General features: G+C 69.1%; 19 protein-coding genes and 1 tRNA gene. 5 read left to right on the top strand and 15 right to left on the bottom strand.

From position 1 onward, the window contains the following. Position 1 precedes the first annotated feature (1 nt). Together NY1_RS32410 and NY1_RS32405 are read right to left on the bottom strand one after the other, a co-directional pair. Entirely contained in the window at positions 2 to 607 is a 606-nt protein-coding gene (locus NY1_RS32410) for a TetR/AcrR family transcriptional regulator (RefSeq protein ID WP_067720956.1), read from the bottom strand. Positions 608 to 769: 162 nt separating this feature from the next. Continuing rightward, positions 770 to 1927 carry a pyridoxal phosphate-dependent aminotransferase gene (locus tag NY1_RS32405; RefSeq protein ID WP_067720955.1) on the bottom strand — a complete coding sequence of 386 codons (1158 nt, stop codon included), beginning with the start codon at positions 1925 to 1927 and terminating at the stop codon, positions 770 to 772. A 458-nt stretch (positions 1928 to 2385) separates the two neighbouring features. On the opposite strand from NY1_RS32405, the gene NY1_RS32400 reads away from it, so the two are divergent. Continuing rightward, positions 2386 to 3252 carry a M23 family metallopeptidase gene (locus NY1_RS32400; protein ID WP_439956056.1) on the top strand — a complete coding sequence of 289 codons (867 nt, stop codon included), beginning with the start codon at positions 2386 to 2388 and terminating at the stop codon, positions 3250 to 3252. 103 nt (positions 3253 to 3355) lie between these two features. Here NY1_RS32400 and purD read toward each other — a convergent pair whose 3' ends face one another. Beyond that, entirely contained in the window at positions 3356 to 4639 is a 1284-nt protein-coding gene (gene purD / locus NY1_RS32395; RefSeq protein ID WP_067720953.1) for a phosphoribosylamine--glycine ligase, read from the bottom strand. Positions 4640 to 4710: 71 nt separating this feature from the next. Between purD and NY1_RS32390 the strand changes: the two genes are divergently transcribed. Continuing rightward, a complete protein-coding gene (locus NY1_RS32390) occupies positions 4711 to 5088 on the top strand; it encodes a PH domain-containing protein (RefSeq protein ID WP_067720952.1) in 378 nt (125 codons plus the stop codon). A 13-nt stretch (positions 5089 to 5101) separates the two neighbouring features. After that, positions 5102 to 5527: an HIT family protein gene (locus tag NY1_RS32385; protein WP_067720951.1), complete on the top strand. Its 426-nt coding sequence runs from the start codon at positions 5102 to 5104 to the stop codon at positions 5525 to 5527. Here NY1_RS32385 and NY1_RS32380 read toward each other — a convergent pair. The 5 genes from NY1_RS32380 to NY1_RS32360 form a co-directional block, all read right to left on the bottom strand. Further along, the gene (locus NY1_RS32380) at positions 5478 to 6920 is read right to left on the bottom strand and encodes a sensor histidine kinase (RefSeq protein ID WP_067721019.1); all 1443 of its coding nucleotides are present in this window, start codon (positions 6918 to 6920) and stop codon (positions 5478 to 5480) included. The genes NY1_RS32385 and NY1_RS32380 overlap by 50 nt on opposite strands. Positions 6921 to 6988: 68 nt before the next feature. Then, positions 6989 to 7723, bottom strand: coding sequence for a response regulator transcription factor (locus tag NY1_RS32375; protein WP_067720950.1), 735 nt, complete (start codon positions 7721 to 7723; stop codon positions 6989 to 6991). 205 nt (positions 7724 to 7928) lie between these two features. Then, positions 7929 to 8000: transfer RNA gene (locus tag NY1_RS32370), tRNA-Thr, on the bottom strand. A gap of 161 nt (positions 8001 to 8161) precedes the next feature. Beyond that, positions 8162 to 8404, bottom strand: a complete 243-nt coding sequence (locus NY1_RS32365) for an MbtH family protein (RefSeq protein WP_019931522.1) — start codon at positions 8402 to 8404, stop codon at positions 8162 to 8164. A gap of 140 nt (positions 8405 to 8544) precedes the next feature. After that, a complete protein-coding gene (locus NY1_RS32360; RefSeq protein WP_067721018.1) occupies positions 8545 to 9381 on the bottom strand; it encodes an alpha/beta fold hydrolase in 837 nt (278 codons plus the stop codon). A 184-nt stretch (positions 9382 to 9565) separates the two neighbouring features. Between NY1_RS32360 and NY1_RS43850 the strand changes: the two genes are divergently transcribed. Both NY1_RS43850 and NY1_RS32355 read left to right on the top strand, forming a co-directional pair. Then, the gene (locus NY1_RS43850; protein ID WP_169815427.1) at positions 9566 to 9736 is read left to right on the top strand and encodes a hypothetical protein; all 171 of its coding nucleotides are present in this window, start codon (positions 9566 to 9568) and stop codon (positions 9734 to 9736) included. Between the two features lie 3 nt (positions 9737 to 9739). Beyond that, complete coding sequence (locus NY1_RS32355) at positions 9740 to 11221, top strand: alpha,alpha-trehalose-phosphate synthase (UDP-forming) (RefSeq protein ID WP_067720949.1); 1482 nt, start codon at positions 9740 to 9742, stop codon at positions 11219 to 11221. On the opposite strand, the gene NY1_RS32350 is transcribed toward NY1_RS32355, so the two are convergent. Genes NY1_RS32350 through NY1_RS32320 form a run of 7 tightly spaced genes read right to left on the bottom strand, consistent with a single transcriptional unit; the run spans position 11222 to position 23437 of the window. Next, positions 11222 to 12166 (bottom strand): oxidoreductase, encoded by a 945-nt coding sequence (locus tag NY1_RS32350; RefSeq protein WP_067721017.1) that lies wholly within the window; start codon positions 12164 to 12166, stop codon positions 11222 to 11224. Between the two features lie 28 nt (positions 12167 to 12194). Then, entirely contained in the window at positions 12195 to 12770 is a 576-nt protein-coding gene (locus NY1_RS32345; protein WP_218028492.1) for a nitroreductase family deazaflavin-dependent oxidoreductase, read from the bottom strand. Beyond that, complete coding sequence (locus NY1_RS32340) at positions 12767 to 14020, bottom strand: oxygenase MpaB family protein (RefSeq protein WP_084535758.1); 1254 nt, start codon at positions 14018 to 14020, stop codon at positions 12767 to 12769. The genes NY1_RS32345 and NY1_RS32340 overlap by 4 nt, the downstream gene beginning before the upstream one ends. Next, positions 14017 to 14625, bottom strand: a complete 609-nt coding sequence (locus NY1_RS32335) for an ester cyclase (protein ID WP_067720948.1) — start codon at positions 14623 to 14625, stop codon at positions 14017 to 14019. The genes NY1_RS32340 and NY1_RS32335 overlap by 4 nt, the downstream gene beginning before the upstream one ends. 29 nt (positions 14626 to 14654) lie before the next feature. Continuing rightward, the gene (locus NY1_RS32330) at positions 14655 to 15797 is read right to left on the bottom strand and encodes a thiolase family protein (protein ID WP_067720947.1); all 1143 of its coding nucleotides are present in this window, start codon (positions 15795 to 15797) and stop codon (positions 14655 to 14657) included. A gap of 3 nt (positions 15798 to 15800) precedes the next feature. Next, positions 15801 to 16952, bottom strand: a complete 1152-nt coding sequence (locus NY1_RS32325) for a 3-ketosteroid-9-alpha-monooxygenase, oxygenase component (RefSeq protein WP_067720946.1) — start codon at positions 16950 to 16952, stop codon at positions 15801 to 15803. Further along, on the bottom strand, positions 16949 to 23437 hold the full coding sequence (locus NY1_RS32320) for a type I polyketide synthase (protein WP_267888471.1): 6489 nt from the start codon (positions 23435 to 23437) through the stop codon (positions 16949 to 16951). The genes NY1_RS32325 and NY1_RS32320 overlap by 4 nt, the downstream gene beginning before the upstream one ends. Positions 23438 to 23539 lie beyond the last annotated feature (102 nt).

Genomic DNA, 23539 nt, shown 5'->3' with positions numbered 1-23539 from the left:
TTCACACCGGGGGCGCGACGATGTCGATGACCTCGAGCAGGGCTCCGCGGGCGACTCGCCTTGGCTGCGGGTCGAATTCGCAGAGGGCGGTCACCACGGCGCCGTCCACCACCGCTACCAGGCGGCGTATCTGCTCGACCCGAACCACCCGATCGGATCGGCGCAGCACATCCGCGAGGAGTTCGTCGAGCTGGGCGCGTAGTCGGAGCTGGACCTCGCGTAGTTCGGGGTGACGCGCCGACGCCACGGACCGTTCGTAGCGGGCGATCAGCTGCCCGCGCACGTCCTCGTCGGCAGAATCCGGACCGACCAGCAGGTCCAGAACCAGGTCGACCGTCGCGTCCGCCCCACGCCGCCGATGCGTCACCTCGCCGACGCGCCGGCGCATGGCATCGAGTTCCGCGTTCCCGGAGAACTCGACCGCCCGCGCGATCAGATCCTCGAGGGATTCGAAGTAGTACGTCGTGGACGCCAGCGGCAGATCCGCCCGCGTCGCCACCGAGCGGTGCCGGACGGCTTCGAAGCCGCCTTCGAGCAACAGCTCGGCGGCCGCTGAAACCAGCGCTTGGCGACGCCGTTCGCCTTTCGGAGTCGTCGCAGTGGTCACCGTGTCATCGTGCCAGTCATCATGGGTTTATCAGTGCCAAATCTGTGCGATCTGTGGTGATTCCACTTCGGATGGGCAAACGGGCGAGCCGTGCGGAAAGCGGTATCACTTTTGTACCCCATCCCGGCTCGCCCGTGGGCGAGTCCGGAAAGTCTTGGCAGATCACGCCATATAGCGTTCCAACCGGTCGAGTGCCTCTTCAATATCGGCGCTCGCGCCGGCGAACGAGAAGCGAACCGTGTGCTGCCCGTTGACCGTATCGAAATCGATGCCCGGGGCGAGCGCGACGCCGGTGCGGTCGAGCACCTCGGTGCACCACGCCATCGAATCGTCGGTCAGGTGCGCGATATCCGCATAGGCGTAGAACGCCCCGTCGGCCGGGGCCAGATCGGTGATGCCCAGCTTCGGCAAGCCGCTCAGCAGCAACTGCCGATTGGCCGCATACCGCCGCACATGACCGTCCAGTTCCTCCTTGGCCTCGGGTCCGAACGCGTGCACCGCCGCAAACTGGGAAATAGCGGGCGGGCACACCGTCATATTCGATGCCAGCCGCTGCAGCGCGGGCCGCAGGTGCTCGGGCACCAGCATCCAGCCCAGCCGCCAGCCGGTCATGGAGAAGTATTTCGACACCGACCCGATAACCACCGAATTTCGTGACGTCTCCCAAGCCGAGGAAGTCGGCTCGGTGTCGTCGTAGACGATCCCGTGGTAGATCTCGTCCGAAATCAGCAGCGTCCCATGGTCATCGCACCACCGCGCCAGCGCCGCCAGCTCGGCCGGCGCGATCATGGTCCCGGTCGGATTGGCCGGGCTCGCCACGATCAGCCCCGCGGGCGGCTCCGGCAGCGCCTCCAGCATGGCCACGGTCGGCTGGAACCGCGTCTCCGGCCCGCAATCCAGCTCCACCACCTCGCACCCCAGCGCGGTTAGCGTATTGCGGTAGGCGGGATACCCGGGCCGCGCCACCACCACGGTGTCCCCGGCGTCGAACGCGGCCAGGAACAGCAGTGTGAACGCGCCGGAGGACCCGGTCGTCACCACCACGTCGTCCGCGCTCGCCCGCACCCCGTAGGTGTCCCGGTGATGCCCGGCGATGGCCTCCCGCAGCTCCAGAATCCCGAATGTCTCGGTGTAGCCGAGCAATTCGCTGTCCATTGCCTGCTTGGTTGCCCGCAATACCGCCCGCGGCGCGGGCGTGGAGGGTTGCCCCGCCGCCAGCACCAGCACATCTCCGTGTGTCCGGGCCCGTTCAGCTGCTGCTTTCCAGACGTCCATCACGTAGAAAGTAGGAATGGCCGACCGCCGAGATTCGATACGCACCCGACAGACGGTAGAGCACCCGCTCCCCCGGCTGTCCGACAATGGTCGCCGGAATGCCTGAGGAGGGGTCTGTGCCGGGGGGACGAATCAGCACCGAGGAGGACTCGGCGGCAACAGCGGCGGCGACGCCGGACACCGACGACGCACCGGAGGACGTGGAGACCGCGCCGCAGGGCACCGACAACGCACCCACGAACGGCCGTGCCGCACCAGCAGCCGAGGCGGTCGATCCGGAGAGCGACGAGGCCGCTTCCGCGCCCGACGAAGCCGGTGCGGAGGACTCCGACGCCGCGGAAAGCCACGCCCGGCTCACCCGGCGGACCGCGACCTACACGCCGGGTGTCCGGTCGCATCTCATGGCACCGGCGGCGACATCTTCCGCGTGGGCGCGCGGGCAATTCGAGCGGGCCTCGGCCGCGTCGGCCAAAGCTGTCGCGGCGGCCCGGGAGCAGGCGCCGATCGCGCGGGACCGGGCGGTCGAGTTGTGGGGACGCCGCCCACGATCCCGGGCCGAGGCGAAGGCGCTGGCCGAGCGGGGACGAGCGGAGTTCGAGCGGCAGGCGCCGATCGCCAAAGCCTGGGCGATCAGGCATCGGGTGCTGCTCGCCGGGATGACAGCGGTCGTCGTCCTCGCGTCGGCGGACAGCACGCTCGGCCTCATCCCCTTGGACGCGGAAGCGACTCCCGGTGTGGCGGTGCGGGTTCCGGTCGCGCACCCGCTACAGGTGAACACCACCCCGGCGACCGCCAAGCGGTACCTGGACGCCATCAACAACGGCGAGAAGCTGCGCGAGGCGGCGGTAGTGGCCGCGGCGGCCCGCCAGACCCTGGAACGCGCCAAGGCCGAAGCCGCGGCGGCCGTCGCGGGTGAGTACCAGCCGTGGATGTCGGCGACCACGCCCTATCCGGACGGCACCTTCCCGCCCGGGTACGCGCCCGGCGGTTTCGCGCTCCCCGCGAAGGGCGCGTTCACCTCCGGATTCGGTTCCCGCTGGGGCACTTTCCATCAGGGCATCGATATCGCGGGCCCGCTCGGCTCGCCCATCTACGCGGTCGCGTCCGGCACCGTCATCGACGCCGGCCCGGCCCAGGGCTTCGGCCTGTGGGTGCGCATCCGCCACGACGACGGCACCATCTCCGTCTACGGGCACATGTACGACTTCTTCGTCTCGGTGGGCGAACGCGTCCCGGCGGGCATGCAGATCGCCCGTATCGGCAATCGCGGCGACTCCACCGGCCCGCACCTGCATTTCGAGATCGTCGTCGGCGGGCAGCACGTGGATCCGGCGGCCTGGCTCGCCCAGCGCGGCCTCAGCCTCACCTGACCGGGGCCTTTGGGGGCAGCCGCGCGCACTCCCGCGCGCACCGAATACAGAACGCCCGCCCGAGCACCTGGCTCGGGCGGGCGTCGCGTTATGTCGTTGTCTCTCAGACCGCCGACGGCACCGTGATTCGGCCCTCGGTGGCCGCCAGCGCGATATCGGTGCGGAAGTGCCCGCCCGGCAGCTTGATCCCCGCGAGCCGCTTGTAGGCATTCGCCCGCGCCTCGTTCAGATCCGCGCCTTGCCCGACGATCGCGAGCACCCGTCCACCGGCCGACACCAGCGCACCGTCCTCGCGCGCGGCCGTCCCGGCGTGCAGCACCTCGGATTCGGTTCCGGTGCCGGAGGATTCGGCCCCCGTGATGACATCGCCGGACCGCGGCCGCGCCGGGTAGTTCTCGGCGGCGAGCACCACGGTGACGGCCGAGCCGTCCTTCCAGCGCGGCGGCTCGACCTGATCGAGGGTGCCGGTGGCAGTGGCGTACAGCAGCTCACCCAGCGGGCTGTCCAGCATGGCCAGCACCGCCTGGGTCTCGGGATCGCCGAAGCGGCAATTGAATTCGACGACCGCGGGCCCGTTCTGCCCGACCGCGAGCCCGGCGTACAGCAGCCCCGAGAACGGCACGCCCTGCCGGACCATTTCGGCCGCAACGGGTTTCACCACATCGTCGACGATGGCGCGCAACGTCTCCTCCGGCAGCCACGGCAGCGGCGTGTACGCGCCCATACCACCGGTGTTCGGCCCGGTGTCCCCGTCGCCCACCCGCTTGTGGTCCTGCGCCGGCAGCAGCGGCACCACGGTCTCGCCGTCGACGAGGCAGAACAGCGACACCTCGGGACCGTCGAGGAAGGACTCCAGCAGCACCGGATGCCCGTTCTCCAGCAGTTCGGCGCCGTGATCACGCGCGACCGACCGGTCGGCCGTCACGACCACGCCCTTGCCCGCGGCCAGCCCGTCGTCCTTGACCACCCAGGTCGGCCCGAAGCGATCCAGCGCCGCGTCGAGTTCGCCCGGATGATCCACGATTTCGCTGTGCGCGGTCTTGACCCCGGCCGCGTTCATGATGTCCTTGGCGAACGCCTTGGACCCTTCGATCCGCGCCGCCGCGGCGGACGGCCCGAAGGCCGGAATCCCGGCGGCCCGCACCGCGTCGGCCACGCCGAGCACCAGCGGCACCTCGGGTCCGATCACCACCAGATCCGCGGCCAGCTCCTGCGCCAGCGCCGTCACCTCGTCACCGGAGGAGGCGTTCACCGGCCGCACCTCGGCGTGCTGGGCGATACCGGCATTGCCGGGGGCGGCGTAGACCGCGGTCACCGCCGGGTCCTTGCGCAGGGCAAGAACGAGGGCATGTTCACGGGCTCCGGAACCGATCACGAGTACGCGCACGGCTGACAGCTTAGAGGGATGATGGACGGTGACCGCCGTCACCCACCATCACCGTGAGGATGTAGCAGAGCATGGGTCTCATCGACGGAATCATGGGCAATGCGGGGCGCATCGATCCCGGCAGCGCCCAAGCCGAATACGGCAAGCTGCTCGGCCAGGGGGAACAGATCTACGCGGCGTACCTACTGGTCCGCGACGCCATCCTCTTCACCAATCGCCGGCTGATCATGGTCGACAAGCAGGGCATGACCGGCCGCAAGGTCAGCTACCACTCCATCCCCTACCGGGCCATCACCCACTTCTCGGTGGAGACCGCCGGCACCTTCGACCTGGACGCCGAACTCTCCATCTGGATCTCCGGCTCCCACGAACCGATCCACAAACGCTTCAACCGGCAGGTCGACATCTACGAAGTGCAGGGCATCCTCTCGCACTTCGTCGCGGTCTGAGTACTGTCCGGATATGGCTTCCGTTTTCTCCGCAATCATCAACGGGCAGCTGCCCGGCCGGTTCGTCTGGGAGGACGACGAATTCGTCGCGTTCCTCACCATCGCCCCGGTGACGCAGGGCCACACGCTGGTGGTGCCGCGCCAGGAGATCGACCAGTGGCAGGACGTGGATCCGGCCGTCTTCGCCCGGATGACCGGCGTCGCGCAGAAGATCGGCCAGGCGGTGCGGGCGGCGTGGGACGCGCCGCGCGCGGGCCTGCTGATCGCCGGTCTGGAGGTGCCGCATCTGCACCTGCACGTCTTCCCGGCCTTCGAGCTCGGCGATTTCGATATCACCGGCGCGGACCCGGAACCGAGCAAGGAGTCCCTCGACGAGGCCCAGGCCAAGATCAAACAGGCGCTGCGCGATCTGGGTTACGGCGGGAACGTTCCGGACTGAGCTCGACCGGCCCGGCCACGTCCCCGCGCGGCAGCCGGACGGTGAAGGTGGTGCCCACCCCGGGCTCGCTGGCCACCGACACCGTCCCGCCGTGCGCGGCCACCAGCGCCTGCACGATGGACAGTCCCAGCCCGGTGCCGCCGCGCTCGCGGCTGCGGGATTTGTCGGTGCGATAGAACCTTTCGAACACCCGCTCGGCCTGCTCCGGCTCCAGGCCGGGCCCGGTATCGGCCACCTGCAACAGCACCTCGTCCGCGGCGGGCCGCAGCCGCACCGTCACCGCGGCTTCGGGCGGGGTGTGCACCAGCGCGTTGTTGAGCAGGTTGGCCAGGATCTGGCGCAGCCGGACCTCGTCGCCGGACAGCTCCAGAGTGCCCGCGCCGGAATCGATTTCGAGCCCGATCGGCCGATGCGTCTCCGGATGCTGGGCCGCCGCCACCGCCCGCGCGCTGTGCACGGCATCGCTGGCCAGCGCCAGCAGATCCACCGGCCGCCGCTCCACCGGCCGCTGTGCGTCCAGCCGGGCCAGCATGAGCAGATCCTCGACCAGCAGGCCCATCCGATGCGATTCGCGTTCGATGCGGTCCATCAGAATCGCCGGATCGGTAATGGCCCCTTGGCGATACAGCTCCGAGAAGCCCTTGATGGTGGTCAGCGGCGTGCGCAGTTCATGGCTGGCGTCGGCGACGAAACGCCGCATCTTGGCCTCGGACCGCCGCGCCGCCTCCTCCGACGCCTCGGTGGCCGCGAACGCCTGCTGGATCTGGGTGAGCATGGTGTTGAGCGATTGCGACAGGTGATCGACCTCGGTGTCGGTGCCGCGCACCGGAACTCGCCGATGCAGATCCCCGCCCGCGATGGCCGCCGCCGTCTCCTCCACCGAGCGCAGCGGCCGCAGACTGCGCCGGATGACCAGCCGCGCCACCACGGCCAGCACCGCCAGCACGATCGCCCCGATCACCACCTGCAGCGCGACCAGCCGATCGAGAATCGAATAGGTCTCGTCCATGCGCAGCGCGATGGTGGTGGTGCCGAATTGATTGCCCACCCGCACGATTCGCCACTGCTCCGCCGCATCGCCCGCCGATCCGACGGTCCGCGGTTTGTGCCCGAGATCGTCGGGCACCGCCGGTTTCAGCTTGGTGGGTGAGAGGTCGAGGGTGACCTGCCCGCTCGAATCCACCACGCGCACATAGAACAGATGCGGCGGCCGCTCCTGTCCCAGCGGCCGGGGCAGCGGTTCGGGCCGGGGCGCACCGGGTTTCGCCCAGCTCTCGACGGCCCCGTAGAGCTGGGCGTCGATCCGGCCGATGAGCACATTGCGCATCAGCGAGGTCACCACCAGCCCGGAGATCAGCATGCCGAGCGCGGTCAGCGACACCAGCGCCACCATGAGCGTGGTGCGCAGCGGCACGGTCGCGAGCCGCTCGGCGACCCGGCGGCGGACGGTGCGGGCGGCGATCACTTGGCGCCCGTGCCGCCGCGCGGTTCCCGCATCACGTAGCCGACCCCGCGCAGGGTGTGGATGAGCCGCTCGGGCCCGGTGTCGACCTTCTTGCGCAGGTACGACACATAGGTCTCGACCACTCCGACCTCACCGCCGAAGTCGTAGCGCCACACGTGATCCAGAATGCGGGGCTTGCTCAGCACCGTGCCCGCATTGACCATGAAATACCGCAGCAGCGTGAATTCGGTGGGCGAGAGCGGCACCGGCTCCCCCGCCTTCCAGACTTCGTGGGTGTCGTCGTCGAGTTCGATATCGGCGAACTTGATCCGCGAGGTCTTCTCCTCCGGCACCGCCCGCCCGGCCCGCCGCAGGATCACCCGCAGCCGCGCCACCACTTCTTCCAGACTGAACGGCTTGGTCACGTAGTCGTCGGCCCCGAGGGTCAGCCCCGTGATCTTGTCCTCGACATCGTCCCGCGCGGTCAGGAACAACACCGGCGCGTCGATCCCGTCGGCCCGCAGCCGCCGCAGCAACCCGAACCCGTCCATCCCCGGCATCATCACGTCCACGATCAGCGCGTCCGGCCGGAACGCCCGCGCCTTGTCCAGCCCCTCGGTCCCGCTCCCCGCCGTCGCGATCTCGAACCCCTGATACCGCAGACTGACCGACAACAACTCCAGAATCATCGGCTCGTCATCGACGACCAGCACCTTCGCCTCGGGTTCACGCTGCACGGGCACACCTGTCATGACAACATCCTCCGGCCGGGCGCGCGGGTTTCCCTGAATGTTCCCTGCGAGTTCCCTGGGAACGATGCACGAGGTGACAACTGATCTCGCGACGGTCGGGGTAACTCGCCGGGAACGCCCAGAACGCGACCACCACCTGGCCGCCGGCCCGGTACGAAACGAAACAGCCTCCCCACGACCGGCAGAAGTCGCGGGGAGGCGGACGAGCCCCCTGTCAGGATTGAACTGACGACCTTCGCTTTACAAGAGCGGTGCTCTACCACTGAGCTAAGGAGGCAAGGTGCGGAGCCATCTTAACCAGGTGGGCCGGCTGCGCGGAAAAGCCGGCGTCCCAGTTGGTCCGAGTACAACCCGAAGACAGATCCTTATGCGGCCGAGTGCTTCTCGGCCGCATCAGGAAAACCGTTCCCGTGCCGTATCGGGGCTAACCGCGGTCGATCAGGACTGAGCCGCCTGACGGGCCGCGTCATCGGCGGCCATGGCATCACGAAGGCTCTTGGGACGCATATCCGTCCAGTTCTTCTCGACGTATTCGACGCAAGCCGCGCGGCTGTCCTCGCCGAACACGACTCGCCACCCGGCCGGGACCTCGGCGAAGGCCGGCCACAGCGAATGCTGCTCCTCGTCGTTGACCAGGACGAAGAACCGGCCGTCTTCGTCGTCGAAAGGATTGGTGCTCATTTCACCTCACTGGATACTGGCGCTGTGTACGGGAACGCTGACGGATCGTAACTCTGCCCGGTTGTGATCACGAGCATCGAACGAACCCCCGACGTTGATTCGACCCTAGCAAGGAGGGTGTTACCGCTGGGCGGTTACCTTCATGCCCCGGCGAAGAATTCCAGCAGGACCTTGTTGACCGCCTCGGGCCGTTCCAGGTACCCGAAATGGCCCGCATCAGGGATTTCCTGGTAGCGAGCGCCCGGAATCACGTCCGCGACCTCGCGGGACAGGTAGGGCGGGATCATCCGGTCGTCGGCGAAGCCCATGGACAGGCACGGCACGCTGATCTGCCGATATGCGGCCAAACGGTCGAAATCGTGGTCCATCCGCCGCTGCGCCCGCACGCCGGGCGAGACCGGGCCGCCGGTGAACTCGAACAGATCCAGCCAGTCCCGGGCGGCATTGGTGTCGGCCAGGGTCGCGGGCGAGAGGTTCATGATGGCGGTGAGCGCCGCGTCGTACTTGGCGGGCAACCGGGTGCCGGCCGCGTCGAGCTCGTGCTCGCCCAGCGACAGCGTCTTCTGGAACTGGTCGAGGCGACCGTGCCCGGCCATGAAAACGGCCTTGCGCACCAGGTCGGGGCGGGCGAGGGCGAGTTCCTGCGCGACCCGCGAGCCCATGGACTGCCCGACCACCAGGGCCGGTCCCTCACCGAGGAATTCGATCAGCGCGGCGGTGTCGCGCACCAGATCGTCGATGGTCATGCCGCTCGCCGCCTCGTAGGACGGCGCGATCCCGCGATTGTCGAAGGTGCACACCCGATATCCGGCGGCGACCAGCGCGGGCACCTGGTGCAGTTCCCACACCCGGCCCGGGCTGCCGGTGCCCATGATCATGACGACCAGCGGACCCCCGCCCTTGACGTCGGTGCCCTTGGCCCGGTCCCCCTTGACCTGGTAGTTCAGTGAGATTCCGTTCACCGTGGCCAACGGCATGGCGTACAACCCCTTCATCGGTTGGTTCGACTTCAGCTTCGTCCACCGTATAGCCATTCGCCTCCGGAACGTTTCGCGGTGCATCACGCTTGGGGCTCGAGCCGCACCGACCGGACAGGGCGGCCATCCCGGACAGATACGATGGACGTCGATCCCGAGGCAATGAACCCGAGAGGACATGAAGATGGCCGCGAAGACCGGCGCGAACGACATCGCGGACGACGATCTGGAACCCCTGGCCGACGAAACCGCTCGTCAAGCCCAGCGGGTAGTGGCGGCTTACGCGACCGACGCCGATGAATGCCGCATGCTGCTGTCCATGCTGGGCATCGGTCCCAACGCGCGAGGCGAATGACCCGTGACCCCGGATAGCTCCGGCTCCGGTTTCGTCGTCGTCGCCAACCGGCTGCCGGTGGACCTGGAACGCCTACCCGACGGTACGACCCGCTGGAAGCGCAGCCCCGGCGGCTTGGTGACCGCCCTGGAGCCGGTGCTGCGCAACAACAAAGGCGCATGGGTCGGCTGGGCGGGTGTCCCCGATGTCGATATCGACCCGATCGTCGAGGACGGCCTGGAGTTGCATCCGGTGCCGTTGTCGGCCGAAGAGGTCGCCGATTACTACGAAGGCTTCTCCAACGCCACCCTGTGGCCGCTCTATCACGACGTGATCGTGCGCCCGGTGTACGACCGCAATTGGTGGCAGGCGTACGTGCAGGTGAACCGCCGTTTCGCCGAGCACACCGCCAAGGTCGCCGCCGAGGGCGCGACCGTGTGGGTGCAGGATTACCAGTTGCAACTGGTGCCGAAGATGCTGCGCATGCTGCGCCCGGATCTGACCATCGGCTTCTTCCTGCACATCCCGTTCCCGCCGGTGGAACTGTTCATGCAGATGCCGTGGCGCACCGAGATCGTCGAGGGCCTGCTGGGCGCCGACCTGATCGGCTTCCATCTGCCCGGCGGCGCGCAGAACTTCCTCTACCTCGCCAGAAGGCTTGCGGGCCAGCCGACTTCGCGCGGCAATGTCGGCGTCCGCTCGAAACTCGGTGTGGTGCAGGTGGGTTTCCGCACCGTCCGCGTCGGCGCCTTCCCCATCTCCATCGCCTCCACCGAACTGGACGAGTATTCGCGCCGCCGCAATGTCCGCGAACGCGCCGCGAAAATCCGTGCGGAACTGGGCAATCCGAAGAACATCCTGCTCGGCGTCGACCGCCTGGACTACACCAAGGGCATCGACATCCGCCTGGCCGCCCTGGAGGAACTGCTCCACGAGGGCCGCGTGGACCCCGAGGAAACCGTCATGGTCCAGCTGGCCACTCCCAGCCGCGAACGCGTCGAGTCCTACAAACAGATGCGCGGCGATATCGAACGCCAGGTCGGCCGCATCAACGGCGAGTTCTCCCGCGTCGGCTACCCCGTGGTCCACTACCTGCACCGCCCCATCCCCCGCGAAGAACTCATCTCCTTCTTCGTGGCCGCCGACGTCATGATCGTCACCCCCCTGCGCGATGGCATGAACCTGGTGGCCAAGGAATACGTAGCCTGCCAAGGCGGCCTCACCGGCGCCCTGGTCCTATCCGAATTCACCGGCGCCGCAGCCGAACTCCGCCAGTCCTACCTCTGCAACCCCCACGACCTCGAAAGCGTCAAGGAAGCCCTCATCGGCGCCCTGGACGACGACAAGGACACCCGCCGCCGCCGCATGCGCTCCATGCGCCGCCAGGTCCTCACCCACGACGTGGACCGCTGGGCCCGAGCCTTCCTCGACGCCCTCGCCCAGGACCGGGTGGCAGGCAGCGCATTGCTCACCGACGACGACGTCGACCCGGGCGTGCGGCGCTGATCAATCCCCCACGGCCACTTCGAAATCGAACCGCACCCCGGTCAGCCGCTCGGACTCCGCCCAGAGCCGAGCGGCGAGCCCGGGATCCCGGGCCGCCACCGGCGGCACCTCGAACACCGGAAAACCCTTGCGCCTGCCCGTAGGACCGACGAACTCACCGCCGCGGACCTTCGGGTCCACCGCCGCGCGCAGCGTCGGCAGCGCGCCCATTTCGGCGCTCTGTTTGAACGGATCGATCACGAACCGCAAGGGCGAGCGCGCCAGCCGCCGGAAAACCGGCCCGAGCCCCTGGTCGAAATCCGACACCGCCACCCCCGGGCGGGCGGCCACGGCGACGAGTGCGGCATCGATCCCATTGAGCCGTCGCTGCAATTCGAGTACGAACAGTGAGTTCGCGAGCTTCGACTGCGCGTAGGCGGTCAGCGCTCGATAGCGACGCCGTTCGTAATGCAGGTCGTTCATATCGAGTTCGGAGTTCCGCCAGCCCGCCGCATTGCTGCTCACCGTGACGATCCGCCCCGCGGGCGCCGCGAGCAGCCGATCCAGCAGCAGCCCGGTGAAGGCGAACGGACCGAGATGGTTGGTGGCGATGGTGTTCTCGAAGCCGTCCTCGGTCCGCCCCGGGCGTGCGTAGGCCGCCCCGGCATTGTTGATCAGCAGATCGATAGCCGCGAACCGTTCCCGCAATTCCGCGGCCGCCGCCCGCACCGATGCCAGCGACGCCAGATCGATCCGCACGCACGATAATTCGGCGTCGGGCGCGCTCACCCGAATCGAATCGGCAACGGCCCGCGCCTTTTCCATATTCCGGCAGGCCAGCACCACCCGGGCGCCGTGTTCGGCGAGCAGCCGGGCGGTGGGTACGCCGATCCCGGCACTGGCTCCGGTCACCACGGCCGTCCGCCCGGCCAAATCCGGCAATTCGGCGGCCGTCCACCGGCTCACACGCTGCCCCATGGCCGCCTCCGCACTGTCAGGTTCTTCGTCGCCTCCACACCTTAGGGCGGGTTTCCCCGGCCGACCATTCGGCGTCGATCGGGGTGAGCTCGAAGACCCGGAGCACTCGGCCGCTGCGCGCGCTGTGCAGTTCGTACGGCGGCCACGCGGCGGTGAGTATCGGCCAGATCCCTTGCCGCTCCGCGCCTTCCAGCAGCCGCGCATGGACGGTATGACGAAGTCCGCGCACGGTCACCACCGCCTCCGGGTTGGCCAGCAGGTTCGCGGTCCACATCGGGTGGGCGGCCCGGCCGCCACCGGATCCGGTCAGGTACAGGCGATCTCGATACCGGACGTAGAGCAGCGGCACCGAACGCGGCCGGCCGCTGCGCCTGCCGGTCACGGTGAGCAGCAGACCGGGAAACAGCGTCATGGTGCTGTAGCGCCCCCGGGTGAGCGCGTACATGCCCCGATCCAGGCGCGGTTGGATGCGCCAGGTCGCCTCGGTGAACCAGCGCTGCCGGGCGATGGCGACGGTGGCCTTGCGGGCCGCGGTGAGCCAGCGCCGGTCGGCCGGATAGAGTTCGGCGGCCGGCGCCGTCTCGCTGCTCAACTTTCCGCGTAAGGGTCGGGGCCGAGCCTCGCGGCGTCGTCGCCGAAGTACTCGCGCAGCACCACCTCGAGCTCACGTTCACCCATCCGGGTCAGTAGCGCGTCACCGCCCGGCACGGCTCGTAATACCGTGAACACCAGTAGATTCCGCGGCGCTCGCACGGCGGGATACCACGGGAACACCATGCGCAGCCGCAGCTCGCGCATACCCGCCGAACCCAGGTAGAAAGCGGCGAGGCTGCGGAAGCGCCGATACTCGTAGGCACGGGCCCGATCGTCGGCGATGTTCAGGTGTTTGCGGGATTCCACCAGGGCATCGGCCAGCAGTACGGAGTTCGCGTCGCCCGCGGGCGTGGCCAGGGTGAGGTGGAACAGCTGTTTTCGCGCCTCCTCTTCGGTCGCGCTCAGCAAGCGCTCGTCGATACCGGTCAACCAGCCGATATAACGCCACAGGTGCATGACCGCGTACCCGTCCGCCGCGTTGATCCGCATGCCGAGCAGTCGCAGGGTGATGAGGAAGGAGGTGCAGAACAGATGGTAGGTCCCGGCCAGATCGGCCTGGTTGATCGGCTTCCCCCAGGCGCGTTCATCCCACTCCTCGCGACTTTCGAAGTGCTGGTTGACCATTGCGTGCATGAGCCGCACGTGCGCGGTCAACTGCCAGCCCTGCCGGGATCGATCCAGCCCGCCCGGCTGGATGCATTCGAACCACCATTTGGCGGTCTCGCCGATCCGCCGCGCGGTGCCGGTGCCGCGCAGGCCGCCGGTGCGCACCAGCAGATCGGTGGTGGCCGAGGCGCGATAGCCACTGAGCAACCCGATGGTGATGACATCGATGCCATTGCGCCCGCATTGCCGGACCACGGTCGCGCCGCGGGCCAGCAGGTCGTCCCGGACCCAGTCCGGACGCTGCTCGAGCCGGGCGAAGTAGCGGCGCAATGCTTCCGGCGCATCCACCGCGCCCCCGTCGGCGAGGGCCTGACGGAACTGCTTCATGCTCACCTGCCGCCCCTTGATGGCGGCGGCCAGTTCCGCGCCCACCGGTTCGGCGGTGGTCAGGCTGTCGCGGATCAGTTCCCAGTCGGCGGGCCCCGGTTCGCACTCGCCGCGAATGAACCGCTTGAGCGGCGCGGCCAGCCGCCGCGACCATTCCGGATCCCGGTAAAACCGGGTCGGGAAGGCGGATTCCGTGTCCCGGAGGGTATCCGGGGTTGATCCGCCGGCCACGGCGAGCTGGTCGGGAGCGCTCATGATTTCCGCCGTCCGCCGGTGAACAGCGGCGTGAGCAAGCGCTGCGCGCGCAGCGCGTACCGCACCTGGCGGCTGTTGGGGTCGGGCATCAAGCCGAGCTGACGTGCCAGGTCCAGCTGATCAGCGACGCTGGTCCAATGGCTCAGCAGCCCCTCGCGATAGGTGTAGAGGTCGATGCCGTGAATCTCGAACCGTCTGCCGTTGGGAGCGAGCGACATTCCGGACCCGGCCCGCAGTTCACCGGTGAACGTGCCGGTCAACCGCCAGGGAACGGCCAGCCCGACGCCGTCGAGCGGTACGTACGGCGTGGACGGGATCGCCATTGCCAAGTCCGGGAAAGCCGTCCACATGCCGGTGAGGAATTCCCGGAAGGCGGCCTTGCCGACGATCTCCTCGCCGAACATGGACGGGTCCACATATACGAAATCGTCTGTCACCAGCGCGAGTACGGCGTCGGCGTCATAGGCGTTCCAGGCCCGCAGCCAGGCTCGTGACCAGTCGCGCAGCATCTCCGCCGCGTCCGCGAGGCGGTCGCTGACCCCGGCGATCAGCGCGGGCACCGCTTCGACCAGTTCGTCATCGGTTCGTTCGGCACTGTGAGTCATATTGTTCTCCAGAGGTTTCCGAGGCGCGCCTAGGCGGCGGGGACTTCGAGGGCCAGTGCGGTGGCCGCGCCGCCCGCGCCGAGAATGACGCCGACGCCGGTGCCGCCGCCGTCCCGCCGCAGGGAGTGCACCAGCGTGACGGCCACGCGCGCACCGGATCCGGCGAACGGATGGCCCAGCGCCAGCCCGCCGCCCAGCACGTTGATCTTGTCGCGGTCGAGGTCGAGTCCGCGTTCGAAGGCGAGCCCGAGCACCGCGAAGGAATCGTGGATCTCGAACCGGGTGACGGCATCGGCTCGCAGGCCCGCCACCTGCATGCTGCGCCGCGCGGCCACGAGCCCGGCACCCATGGCCTCGTTGGGTTCCGCGCCCACGCTGGCCCAGCCGCGGATCACCGCCAGCGGGCGCAGTCCGTACTCCTCGGCGTAGGCCCGCGAGCAGACGGCCAGCGCGGCCGCACCGTCGGTGAGCCCGGTCTGATTGCCGACGGTCACCGTATGCCCCGGCCCCAGTACCGGTTCCAGCTCCGCCAGCGCCGCCGGATCGAGGTCGCGACGCGGCAGTTCGTCCGGGCCGGCGATTACCCGATCGCCCTGCGCGACCGGGGTGTGCTCGACCTCGAACAGCCCATCGTCGATGGCGGCCACCGCCGTACTGTGCGAACGGTAGGCCCAGGCGTCGATCTCGGCGCGGCCGAGACCGAGCCGGCGCGCGGTCATCTCACCGAGATTGAAGGTCAGGTCGGTGGCGGGTTCGCCGCTGGATCCGGGATGGCTGGGCGACCATGTCTTGGGCGCGGTGGCCGGATCGGCGGAGACCGATACCGAGGTGACGCCGCCCGCGATGACACAGTGCTTCATACCGGAGCGGACGGCGGCCACGGCGTGCTGGATGGCGACCATGCCCGACGAGCAGAACGATCCGATGGCGACTCCCGGGGTGTCCACCGGCAGCCCGAGATCGAGCCCGACGTAGCGGGCGATGCACCCGCCGCCCTGGTACACCTCGCCGAGCGCGATCTCGTCGATGGTTTCCGGATGCAGCCCGGGCCGCTGAATCGCGCCGCGGACCACGGCTTTGGCCAGGTCGAACTCGGAGCAGTCGGACAGCGCGCCGGAGAAGGCGCGGGTGAACGGGGTCCGGACGGCGGAGACGATGACGGCTTCGTGCATGGGTCACCTCGTGGCTTCGGTAGTGGCGTAATCGTTTTCGGCTGCGTCGCGCCGGGCGAGGTTGCCGGCGATCTCGCTGTGCCAGCGCGCCGTGGCCCAGTCCATGTCGACCTCGTAGTCGAAGCGCGCGGTCATCTCGGGGGCGATGTCTGCGCTGTCGACGAAGAACTGCTCGTACCAGCGCCGCAACTGGTAAACGGGTCCGTCGTCGGCATTGAGCAGCGGATTGTCGATGCGGGTCTTGTTGCGCCAGATCTCGATGTCCTGCATGAAGCCGCGAGTGGTGGCCTCCTGGAGCCGGGTCGCGATCAGCCGGGTGACGCGATCGTCGAACCCGGGCGGTCGTTGCACCGTTACGCCCCAGCGGAATTGGAAGGAGTTCTCGTCGATCGGATAGTGCAGGAAGACGCCGACGGACTCCAGTTTCAGCCCGCTGTAGTCGTAGTGCTGGAAGTTCACCATGTACCCGGGACCGTGGTAGCGGGCCTCGGAATCGATGGACATGGTGCCCTCGTGCTCGCTGCCGGGCCCGAGGTCGCGGCGGCCGCTCATCCTCAGGTGCTGGGTGGCGCAATGCCCCTCGGTCACCACCCGGAAGTAGTCGGGGACGCTGAAATGCACGTAGAAGAAATGCGCGAAATCGACCAGGTTGTCGATGAATTCACGCGGATGCGAGGCGTCCACCCGGGCCTCGTCCCACACCCAGTCGGTCCAGTCGCCGGTGCCCACCTCCTCGATGACCGGAATATCGAGCTCCGGCGGCGGCGGTGCGCCCTCCGGGTCGTGCCAGATCAGCAGCAGCCCGTTCCGGCAGGCCACCGGGTAGGACCGGGTCCGGGCCAGGGGCGGTACGCGCCGGGCATAAGGGATCGCGGTGCAGACGCCGTCCCCGCCCCATTGCCAGCCGTGGAAGGGGCAGGACACCGCATCGCCCTTGATCTCCCCGCGCGAGAGATCCGCGCCCAGATGGCGGCAATAGCCGTCGAGGACGTGGATCGTGCCCGTGCCGTCGGCGAAGACGACCAGCCGGGTGCCGAAAGCGTCCACCCCGTGCGGTTTTCCGTCCCGGAAGTCCGCCGCGAGCCCGAGACAGTGCCAGCCGCGCGCGTATCTGCGCTGCGGCGCTCCCACATCGATCTGCCGATATTCCGTCATTCCCCGGCCCTCCCCAGTTCGATCTCACGGTCGATCGCCTCGTACAGCTCGTCGTCGGTCAGCGCGGTGAGATCAGCTCCGGCACTGACGGTTTCGACGCCGAACAGCTCGCGCATCAGGTCGCCGAGTTCGGTCCCGAAGCGGCTCCGGCCGTCCTCGGTCAGGCGATCGGACCCGGCGATCTCCTTCATCCGGCTCAGCAGCACCCGCAGTTCGTCGTCCACGGCGTCGCGCAGTTCGCCGGCGAGTTCCTCGACGATGGCGGTGGCCAGCGCACGCGGCGTCGGATTGTCGAAGACCACCGTGGTGGGCAGCCGCAGCCCGGTGAGCGCGTTGATCCGATTGCGCAGTTCGACCGCGGTCAGCGAATCGAATCCGAGCGCCCGGAACGCACTGTCCGGTTCGACGTCGTTGCTCGACTCCAGCCCCAGCGTGGCGGCGATCTCCCGGCGGACGGCGGCCAGGGCCACCTGCGCCCGCTGTTTGGGCGGCGTGCCGGCGAGTTCGATACGGAAGCCGTCATTGCGTTGCGCGGCACGGCCGTTCGAGTCCGCACCGGATGTGGCAATGCCGCCGTCCTGCTTGAACAGGGCGGAGCGCAGCCGGGCGCGGTCGAAACGGCACGCGATCGGCGCCGTGTCGGAACCGCCCATCGCGAGATCGAACAGATGCAATGCCTCCGCCGCCGACATGCCCAGAATCCCGAGGCGTTTCAAGCGCGCGCTCTCGTCGGTGACGACGCCGGCGGTCATGGCGCTCGCCTCGCTCCACAACCCCCACGCGATGGCCGTGGCGGGCAGCCCCCGATCGTGGCGCAGGGCGGCGAGCCCGTCCAGGTAGCCGTTGGCGGCGGCGTAGTTGGCCTGGCCGGCATTGCCCAAAGTGCCTGCCACCGAGGAGAAGAGCACGAAGTAGTCCAGGTCGAGCCGCTCGGTGAGCCGGTGCAGATGCCACGCGCCGACCGCCTTGGGCGCGAGCACCGCGTGCAGGTCCTCGGGGGTGAGCGCGGCGGCGATGCCGTCCCGCAGCACGCCCGCCGCGTGCACCACGCCGGTCAGCGGATGCGCGGCGGGGATCGACGCGAGCAGTCCGGTCAGCGCGGTCTCATCGGCGATATCACACGCGGCGATCCGCACCGAGTCCGCGCCGAGCACGCGCAGCTCGTCCGCGAGTTCCCGTGCGCCGGTGGTGTTCTCGCCATTCCTGGAAACCAGCAGCAGGTGCCGCTCGCCCCGATCGCGGACCAGGTGCCGGGCGGTGTGCGCGCCCGCCATGCCGACGCCGCCGGTGATGAGCACGGTGCCCGCGGCCGGTCCGGCTCCCATGGCGCGGTACGCCCGCGGAATCGTCACCACGTTCTTGCCGACGTGCAGCCCGTCGCCGATTACCTTGAAGGCATCGGGCAGTTCCCGGATATCCCAGGAGCGCACCGGAATCCGCGGCCACTCGCCCGATACGACCAGGTCGACGATATGCCCGAGCCGGTCCCGGATCTGTTGCGGCGTCAGGCCGAAGAGATTGAAGACGTCATAGCGCACCCCGTCGTATTCCCGGGCCACGCTCTCCGGATCACGGATATCGGCGCGGCCGATCTCCACGAAACGTCCGCCCGGGCGCATCAGCCGCAGCGTGGCGTCGACGAGCGGACCGGAGAACGCGTCGATGGCGACGTCGAATCCGTTCCCGCCCAGCAGCTCCCGGAAATGCCGCTCGAAGTCGCCGTCGCGGGAGGAGCAGAGGTGATCGTCCGGAATGCCCAGCGCGGTGAGCACGCCGAACTTCTGCGGGCTGGCGGTGGCGTAGACCTCGGCGCCGAGCAGCCGCGCCAGCCCCACCGCTGCCATGCCGACGCCACTGGCCGCGGAGTGCACCAGCACTTTCTCCCCCGCCCGCAGACCGGCGATGTTCACCACCGCGTGATAGGCCGAGCCGTAGGTGATCGGAATGGACGCCGCGGTCGCGAAGGACCAGTCGCCGGGAATCACGGCGAGCTCACTGCGATGCGCCACCGCCAGATCGGCGAGCGAGTCGGCCACCCGCCCGAAAACCCGGTCTCCGGCCTGGAATTCGGTAACGGCGGCGCCCACGGCGACAACCTCTCCCGCGCATTCGTTGCCGATCTTCCGCCCCGGCCCCTCGTACACGTTCAGTGCGATGAGCACATCGCGGAAGTTCAGCCCGACGGCCCGGACCGCGATGAGCACCTCATCGGGCGCGAGTTCGGTATCGGCTCGCAGCCCCGATTCCTCGATGGCCAGCTTCTCCACCACGCCGTCGCCGCCGGGCGTGATCCGCCAGCCGCCGCTCTCCGGCAGCGCGAGGTGTCCGGGGTGCGCCACGGCGGCCCGTGACAGCCGCCGCAGGTACACCGCGCCCCGTCGGATCGCGGCCTCGTTCAGATCGGTGTGCACGGCCAGGGCCACGGCGCGTTCGAGCGCGCCCAGGTCGTCGACATCGACGATCGTGATGCGGTCCGGGTTCTCGAGCTGGATCGAGCGGACCATGGCCACCAGTGCCGCGGTGTGCGGATGCACCGCGTCGGCGGGTGTGGCGCGAACGGCCGACCGTGTCAGCACCAGGATCCGGCTGTCGGCGGCCGCCTCCGCGGCCAGCCGATCGTTGAGCACGGCCAGCGCCGCGGCGAGGGCCGCGCCATCGGGCGCGAGCCCGGTTCCCGGTTCGAATACGAGCGCCAGTACCCGCGCGGTGCGTACGCCATCCGATACCGGACCGTCGAGCACCACCCCCGGATGGGCATATTCGGCGACGAGATCAATTGCCCCGGAATGATTTTCCGTACGACCGCGCGGTCCGCCGCCGAGTTCGAGAGCATTCGCGCGGCCGCCGAAGAGGGCGACCGTGACCGGCGGTTCCCCGGCCGGGTGACCCGGCGGCTGGGTGAGACGCACCCAGGTCGGCGCGAACAGCGACTCGGCCGGGCGCTCCGCACCATCGAGCGTGGTGGTGAGTTCGCGGACGGTGAGGCTCTCGACGGAGCCGAGATGCAGCCCGTGCCCGTCGCGGACGATTATGCGCGCCTGCTGGTTTCCGGTGAAGGCCACCGATACCCGCATCCGGCCCGATCGCATGCCGCTGAAACGGACGCCCTGCCAGGAGAACGGCAGTACCAGACGGGGCACCTCGCCCTGTCCGGCGGCGAAGCCGTGCAGGCCGGCGTCGAGCAGGGCGGGATGGAAATAGAAGCTCCGGACCGTGTCCTCGATGCCGGGCGGGCATTCGATATCGGCGGCGAAACCGTCCGGCGTGGTCCACAACCGTCGCACGCCCTGGAAGGCCGGTCCGTAGTGGTATCCGAGTTCGGCCAGGTCGGTGTACAACCCGTCGATGTCGACCGGCTCCGCGGTGACGGGCGGCCACGCCGCGTCCGCACCGGCCGCCGCTACCGCGGGCTCCGCGGTGAGGAAGCCGGACGCGTGCTCGATCCAGCGTGCCGGTTCGCCGTCCTCCTCGTCCGCGAACGAGTGCACGACGACCCGCCGCCGCATCCCGTCGAGCGCACCGACCGCGAGTTGCAGTTGCACCTGCCGGTTCTCGGCCAGGAAAAGCGGCGTCACCACGGTCAGTTCGTCGACGGCCGCCAGCCCGAGCTGATCAGCGACGAAGGCCGCGAGTTCCAGGAAAGCGGTGCCGGGGAACAGGATCCGGCCCTGTACCGCATGATCGGCGAGCCAGCTCTGCGTGCGCAGTGACACCGAACCGAAGTAGAGGCACTCGCCGGTGGCCGCCACCCGGGCCCGTCCGGTCAGCACCGGATGTTCCACGTTCTCGATGCCGGGCGTCGCGCCCAGCGCACGCGGCGGGTCCACCCAGAACCGCTTCCGGTCGAACGCATAGGTCGGCAGCACCACCGCGCCCCCGGGCTGCCCGAAGCAAGGCTGCCAGTCGACTTCCACACCCGCGCAGTGCAATTGACCGGCGGAGGTGAGCAGCCGCGTCATCCCGCCGTCGTCACGGCGGAGGGTGCCCACGGTGGTGACCGTCGCCCCCTCGTCCTCTCCGATCGACTCGATCGCGGGCAACAGCACCGGATGCGGACTGACCTCGACGAAGGTGTCGAATCCGGCCGCCATCGCCGCCCGCACCGCCGCGTCGAATTCGACCGGGTGGCGCAGGTTCTCGTACCAGTACGCACCGCTGACCTCGCCGGGCTCGGTGCGGCGGCCGTGCAGGGCGGAGAAGAACCTGAGATCGAATTCGCCGGCCTCGACCTGCCGCAGCTCGTCCAGGTCCGGCCGGATCTGTTCGACCTGCGCCGAATGCGACCCGTAGTCCACGTCGATGACGCGCGCGTCGAAACCATCGGCCTGGCAGCGCGCCACGATTCGTTCCAGCGCCGGCACCGGACCGGATATCACGACCGCCCGCGGGCCGTTGTGCGCCGCGATGGCGACATCATCGCCGTACTCCGCGAGCAGGTTCCGCGCCCGCTCCGCGTCCACCGCCAGCGCGGCCATGGTGCAACTGCCCGACAGCCGGGTCAGCGCCCGGCTGCGCACTGCGACGATGCGGGCCGCCGCCTCCAGGCTCAGTCCGCCGGCCACGCACAACGCCGCGATCTCGCCCTGCGAGTGCCCGATCACCGCGCCCGGTTCCACGCCCAGGGATCGCCACAACGCGGCCAGGGACACCATCACCGAGAACAAGGCCGGTTGCACGACATCCACGCGGTCCAGCCCCGGCGCGCCGTCCACGCCGCGCAGCACCTGCTCCAGGTCCCACTCCACCCAAGGGGCCAGGGCGGCAGCGCATTCGGCGATCCGGGCGGCGAACACCGGTGCGCTGTCCAGGAGTTCGCGGCCCATCTCCCGCCACTGCGAACCCTGGCCGGGGAAGACGAATACGACCTCGCGTTCACCGGCGCGACCGCCGGTCACCGCCGGATGTGGATGCCCGTGTTCGATCGCCTCCAGGCACGCCGCGGCGGTCGCGAGATCGGACGCGACGAAGGCAGCGCGATGGGGAAACGCGGTGCGGGTGGTGACCAGTGAGCGCGCGATGTCGACCGGGCGGGCACCGGGCTGATCGTCGAGGAATTCCCGCAGGCGGCGCGCTTGTCCGGCCAAGGCGGCCGGCGTCTTCGCCGACAACAGCCAGGGCAGCTGCGCCGGGTCGGCCGAGCCGTCCACGGCTGCCGCCACCGGATCCGGTGCGCCTTCGAGCACGACATGCGCGTTCGTCCCGCTGACGCCGAAGGAGGACACGGCGGCCCGCCGCGGCGCACCGGCGGCCGGCCACGCCCGGTTCTCCCGCAGCACCCGGATATTGCCCGCATCCCAATCGATCAGGTCACTGACCGGGTCGGCGTGCAGAGTGCGCGGCAGCAGACCGGATCTCATGGCGTGCACCATCTTGATCACACCCGCCATACCGGCGGCGGCCTGCGAATGGCCGATGTTCGACTTCACCGAGCCGAGCAGCAGCGGATGGTCGGGGGTGTGCGCGGCGCCGTAGGTATTGATCAGCGCCGCCGCCTCGATCGGATCGCCGAGGGGGGTGCCGGTGCCGTGCGCTTCGATGACATCGATATCGGCGGCGGTGAGCTGGGCATCGGCGAGCGCGCTCCGGATCAGCTTCTGCTGCGCCTGCCGGCTCGGCGCAGTCAGCCCGTTCGACGCACCGTCCTGATTGATCGCCGAGCCACGAACGAGGGCCAGCACCGGATGGCCGAGTCGCTGTGCGTCGGACAGCCGTTCGAGCACGAGCACCCCGACGCCCTCGCCCAGGCCCATACCGTCGGCTCCCGCACCGAACGCCTTGCTGCGCCCGTCCGGAGCCAGGCCCTGCATGCGGGAGAACTCCAGAACGAAAGCCGGCGTGGACATCACGGTCGCGCCACCGACCAGGGCCATTGCGGTCTGCCCGGCCCGCAGCGCCTGCACACCCAGGTGCAGTGCCACCAGCGAGGACGAACACGCGGTGTCGAGGGTGACGGCGGGGCCTTCGAGCCCGAGCGTGTACGAGACCCGGCCGGACAGCACGCCGCGCGAGTTGCCCAGCATGACCTGGCCCTCGTATTCGCCCATGCTGCCGCGCGGATCGCGCAGCCGGTCGCCGTACTCGTCGACGATGGCACCCAGGTACACGGCGGTATCGCTGCCGACCAGCGAGACCGGATCGATCGTCGCCGATTCCAGTGCCTCCCAGCTGGTTTCGAGCAGCAGCCGGTGCTGCGGATCGGTGACCCGGGCTTCCCGGGGCGACATACCGAAGAAGGCGGCGTCGAAATCCGCGGCATTGTCGATGAACGAGCCGTGCCGGGCGTAAGTGGTGCCCCGGTGCGCCGGATCGTCGTCGAAAAGCGTGTCGAGATCCCAGCCGCGATCCTCCGGGTAGCGGCCTACCGTCTCTCGCCCGGAAAGCACTGTTTCCCAGAGCTTTCCGGGAGTATCTATGCCACCGGGAAAGCGGCAGGCCATTCCCACTATGGCGACGGGTTCGCTGCGGGCTTCTTCCAGTGCGCTCAAACGCGTTCGGGTGGAGCGCAATTCGCTGGTAACGCGCTCCAGATAGTTACGGAGTTTGGCATCGGCGGACAAGTGGAGTTCCCCCTCCTGATTCAGGGCGCA

The sequence above is a fragment of the Nocardia yamanashiensis NBRC 100130 genome (assembly GCF_001613325.1).
In the GTDB taxonomy this organism is placed as follows: Bacteria; Actinomycetota; Actinomycetes; order Mycobacteriales; family Mycobacteriaceae; genus Nocardia; species Nocardia yamanashiensis.
Note: the sequence above shows the minus strand (reverse complement) of the source record. Positions and strands in the feature narration are given on the sequence as shown.

Coding starts and splice junctions, on each gene's coding strand:
- NY1_RS32390 (WP_067720952.1), top strand. CDS start 4,711: ATGGGTCTCATCGACGGAATCATGGGCAATGCGGGGCGCATCGATCCC.
- NY1_RS32385 (WP_067720951.1), top strand. CDS start 5,102: ATGGCTTCCGTTTTCTCCGCAATCATCAACGGGCAGCTGCCCGGCCGG.
- NY1_RS32380 (WP_067721019.1), bottom strand. CDS start 6,920: ATGGTGGCGCTGGTGTCGCTGACCGCGCTCGGCATGCTGATCTCCGGG.
- NY1_RS32375 (WP_067720950.1), bottom strand. CDS start 7,723: ATGACAGGTGTGCCCGTGCAGCGTGAACCCGAGGCGAAGGTGCTGGTC.
- NY1_RS32365 (WP_019931522.1), bottom strand. CDS start 8,404: ATGAGCACCAATCCTTTCGACGACGAAGACGGCCGGTTCTTCGTCCTG.
- NY1_RS32360 (WP_067721018.1), bottom strand. CDS start 9,381: ATGCCGTTGGCCACGGTGAACGGAATCTCACTGAACTACCAGGTCAAG.
- NY1_RS43850 (WP_169815427.1), top strand. CDS start 9,566: ATGGCCGCGAAGACCGGCGCGAACGACATCGCGGACGACGATCTGGAA.
- NY1_RS32340 (WP_084535758.1), bottom strand. CDS start 14,020: ATGAGCGCTCCCGACCAGCTCGCCGTGGCCGGCGGATCAACCCCGGAT.
- NY1_RS32335 (WP_067720948.1), bottom strand. CDS start 14,625: ATGACTCACAGTGCCGAACGAACCGATGACGAACTGGTCGAAGCGGTG.
- NY1_RS32330 (WP_067720947.1), bottom strand. CDS start 15,797: ATGCACGAAGCCGTCATCGTCTCCGCCGTCCGGACCCCGTTCACCCGC.
- NY1_RS32325 (WP_067720946.1), bottom strand. CDS start 16,952: ATGACGGAATATCGGCAGATCGATGTGGGAGCGCCGCAGCGCAGATAC.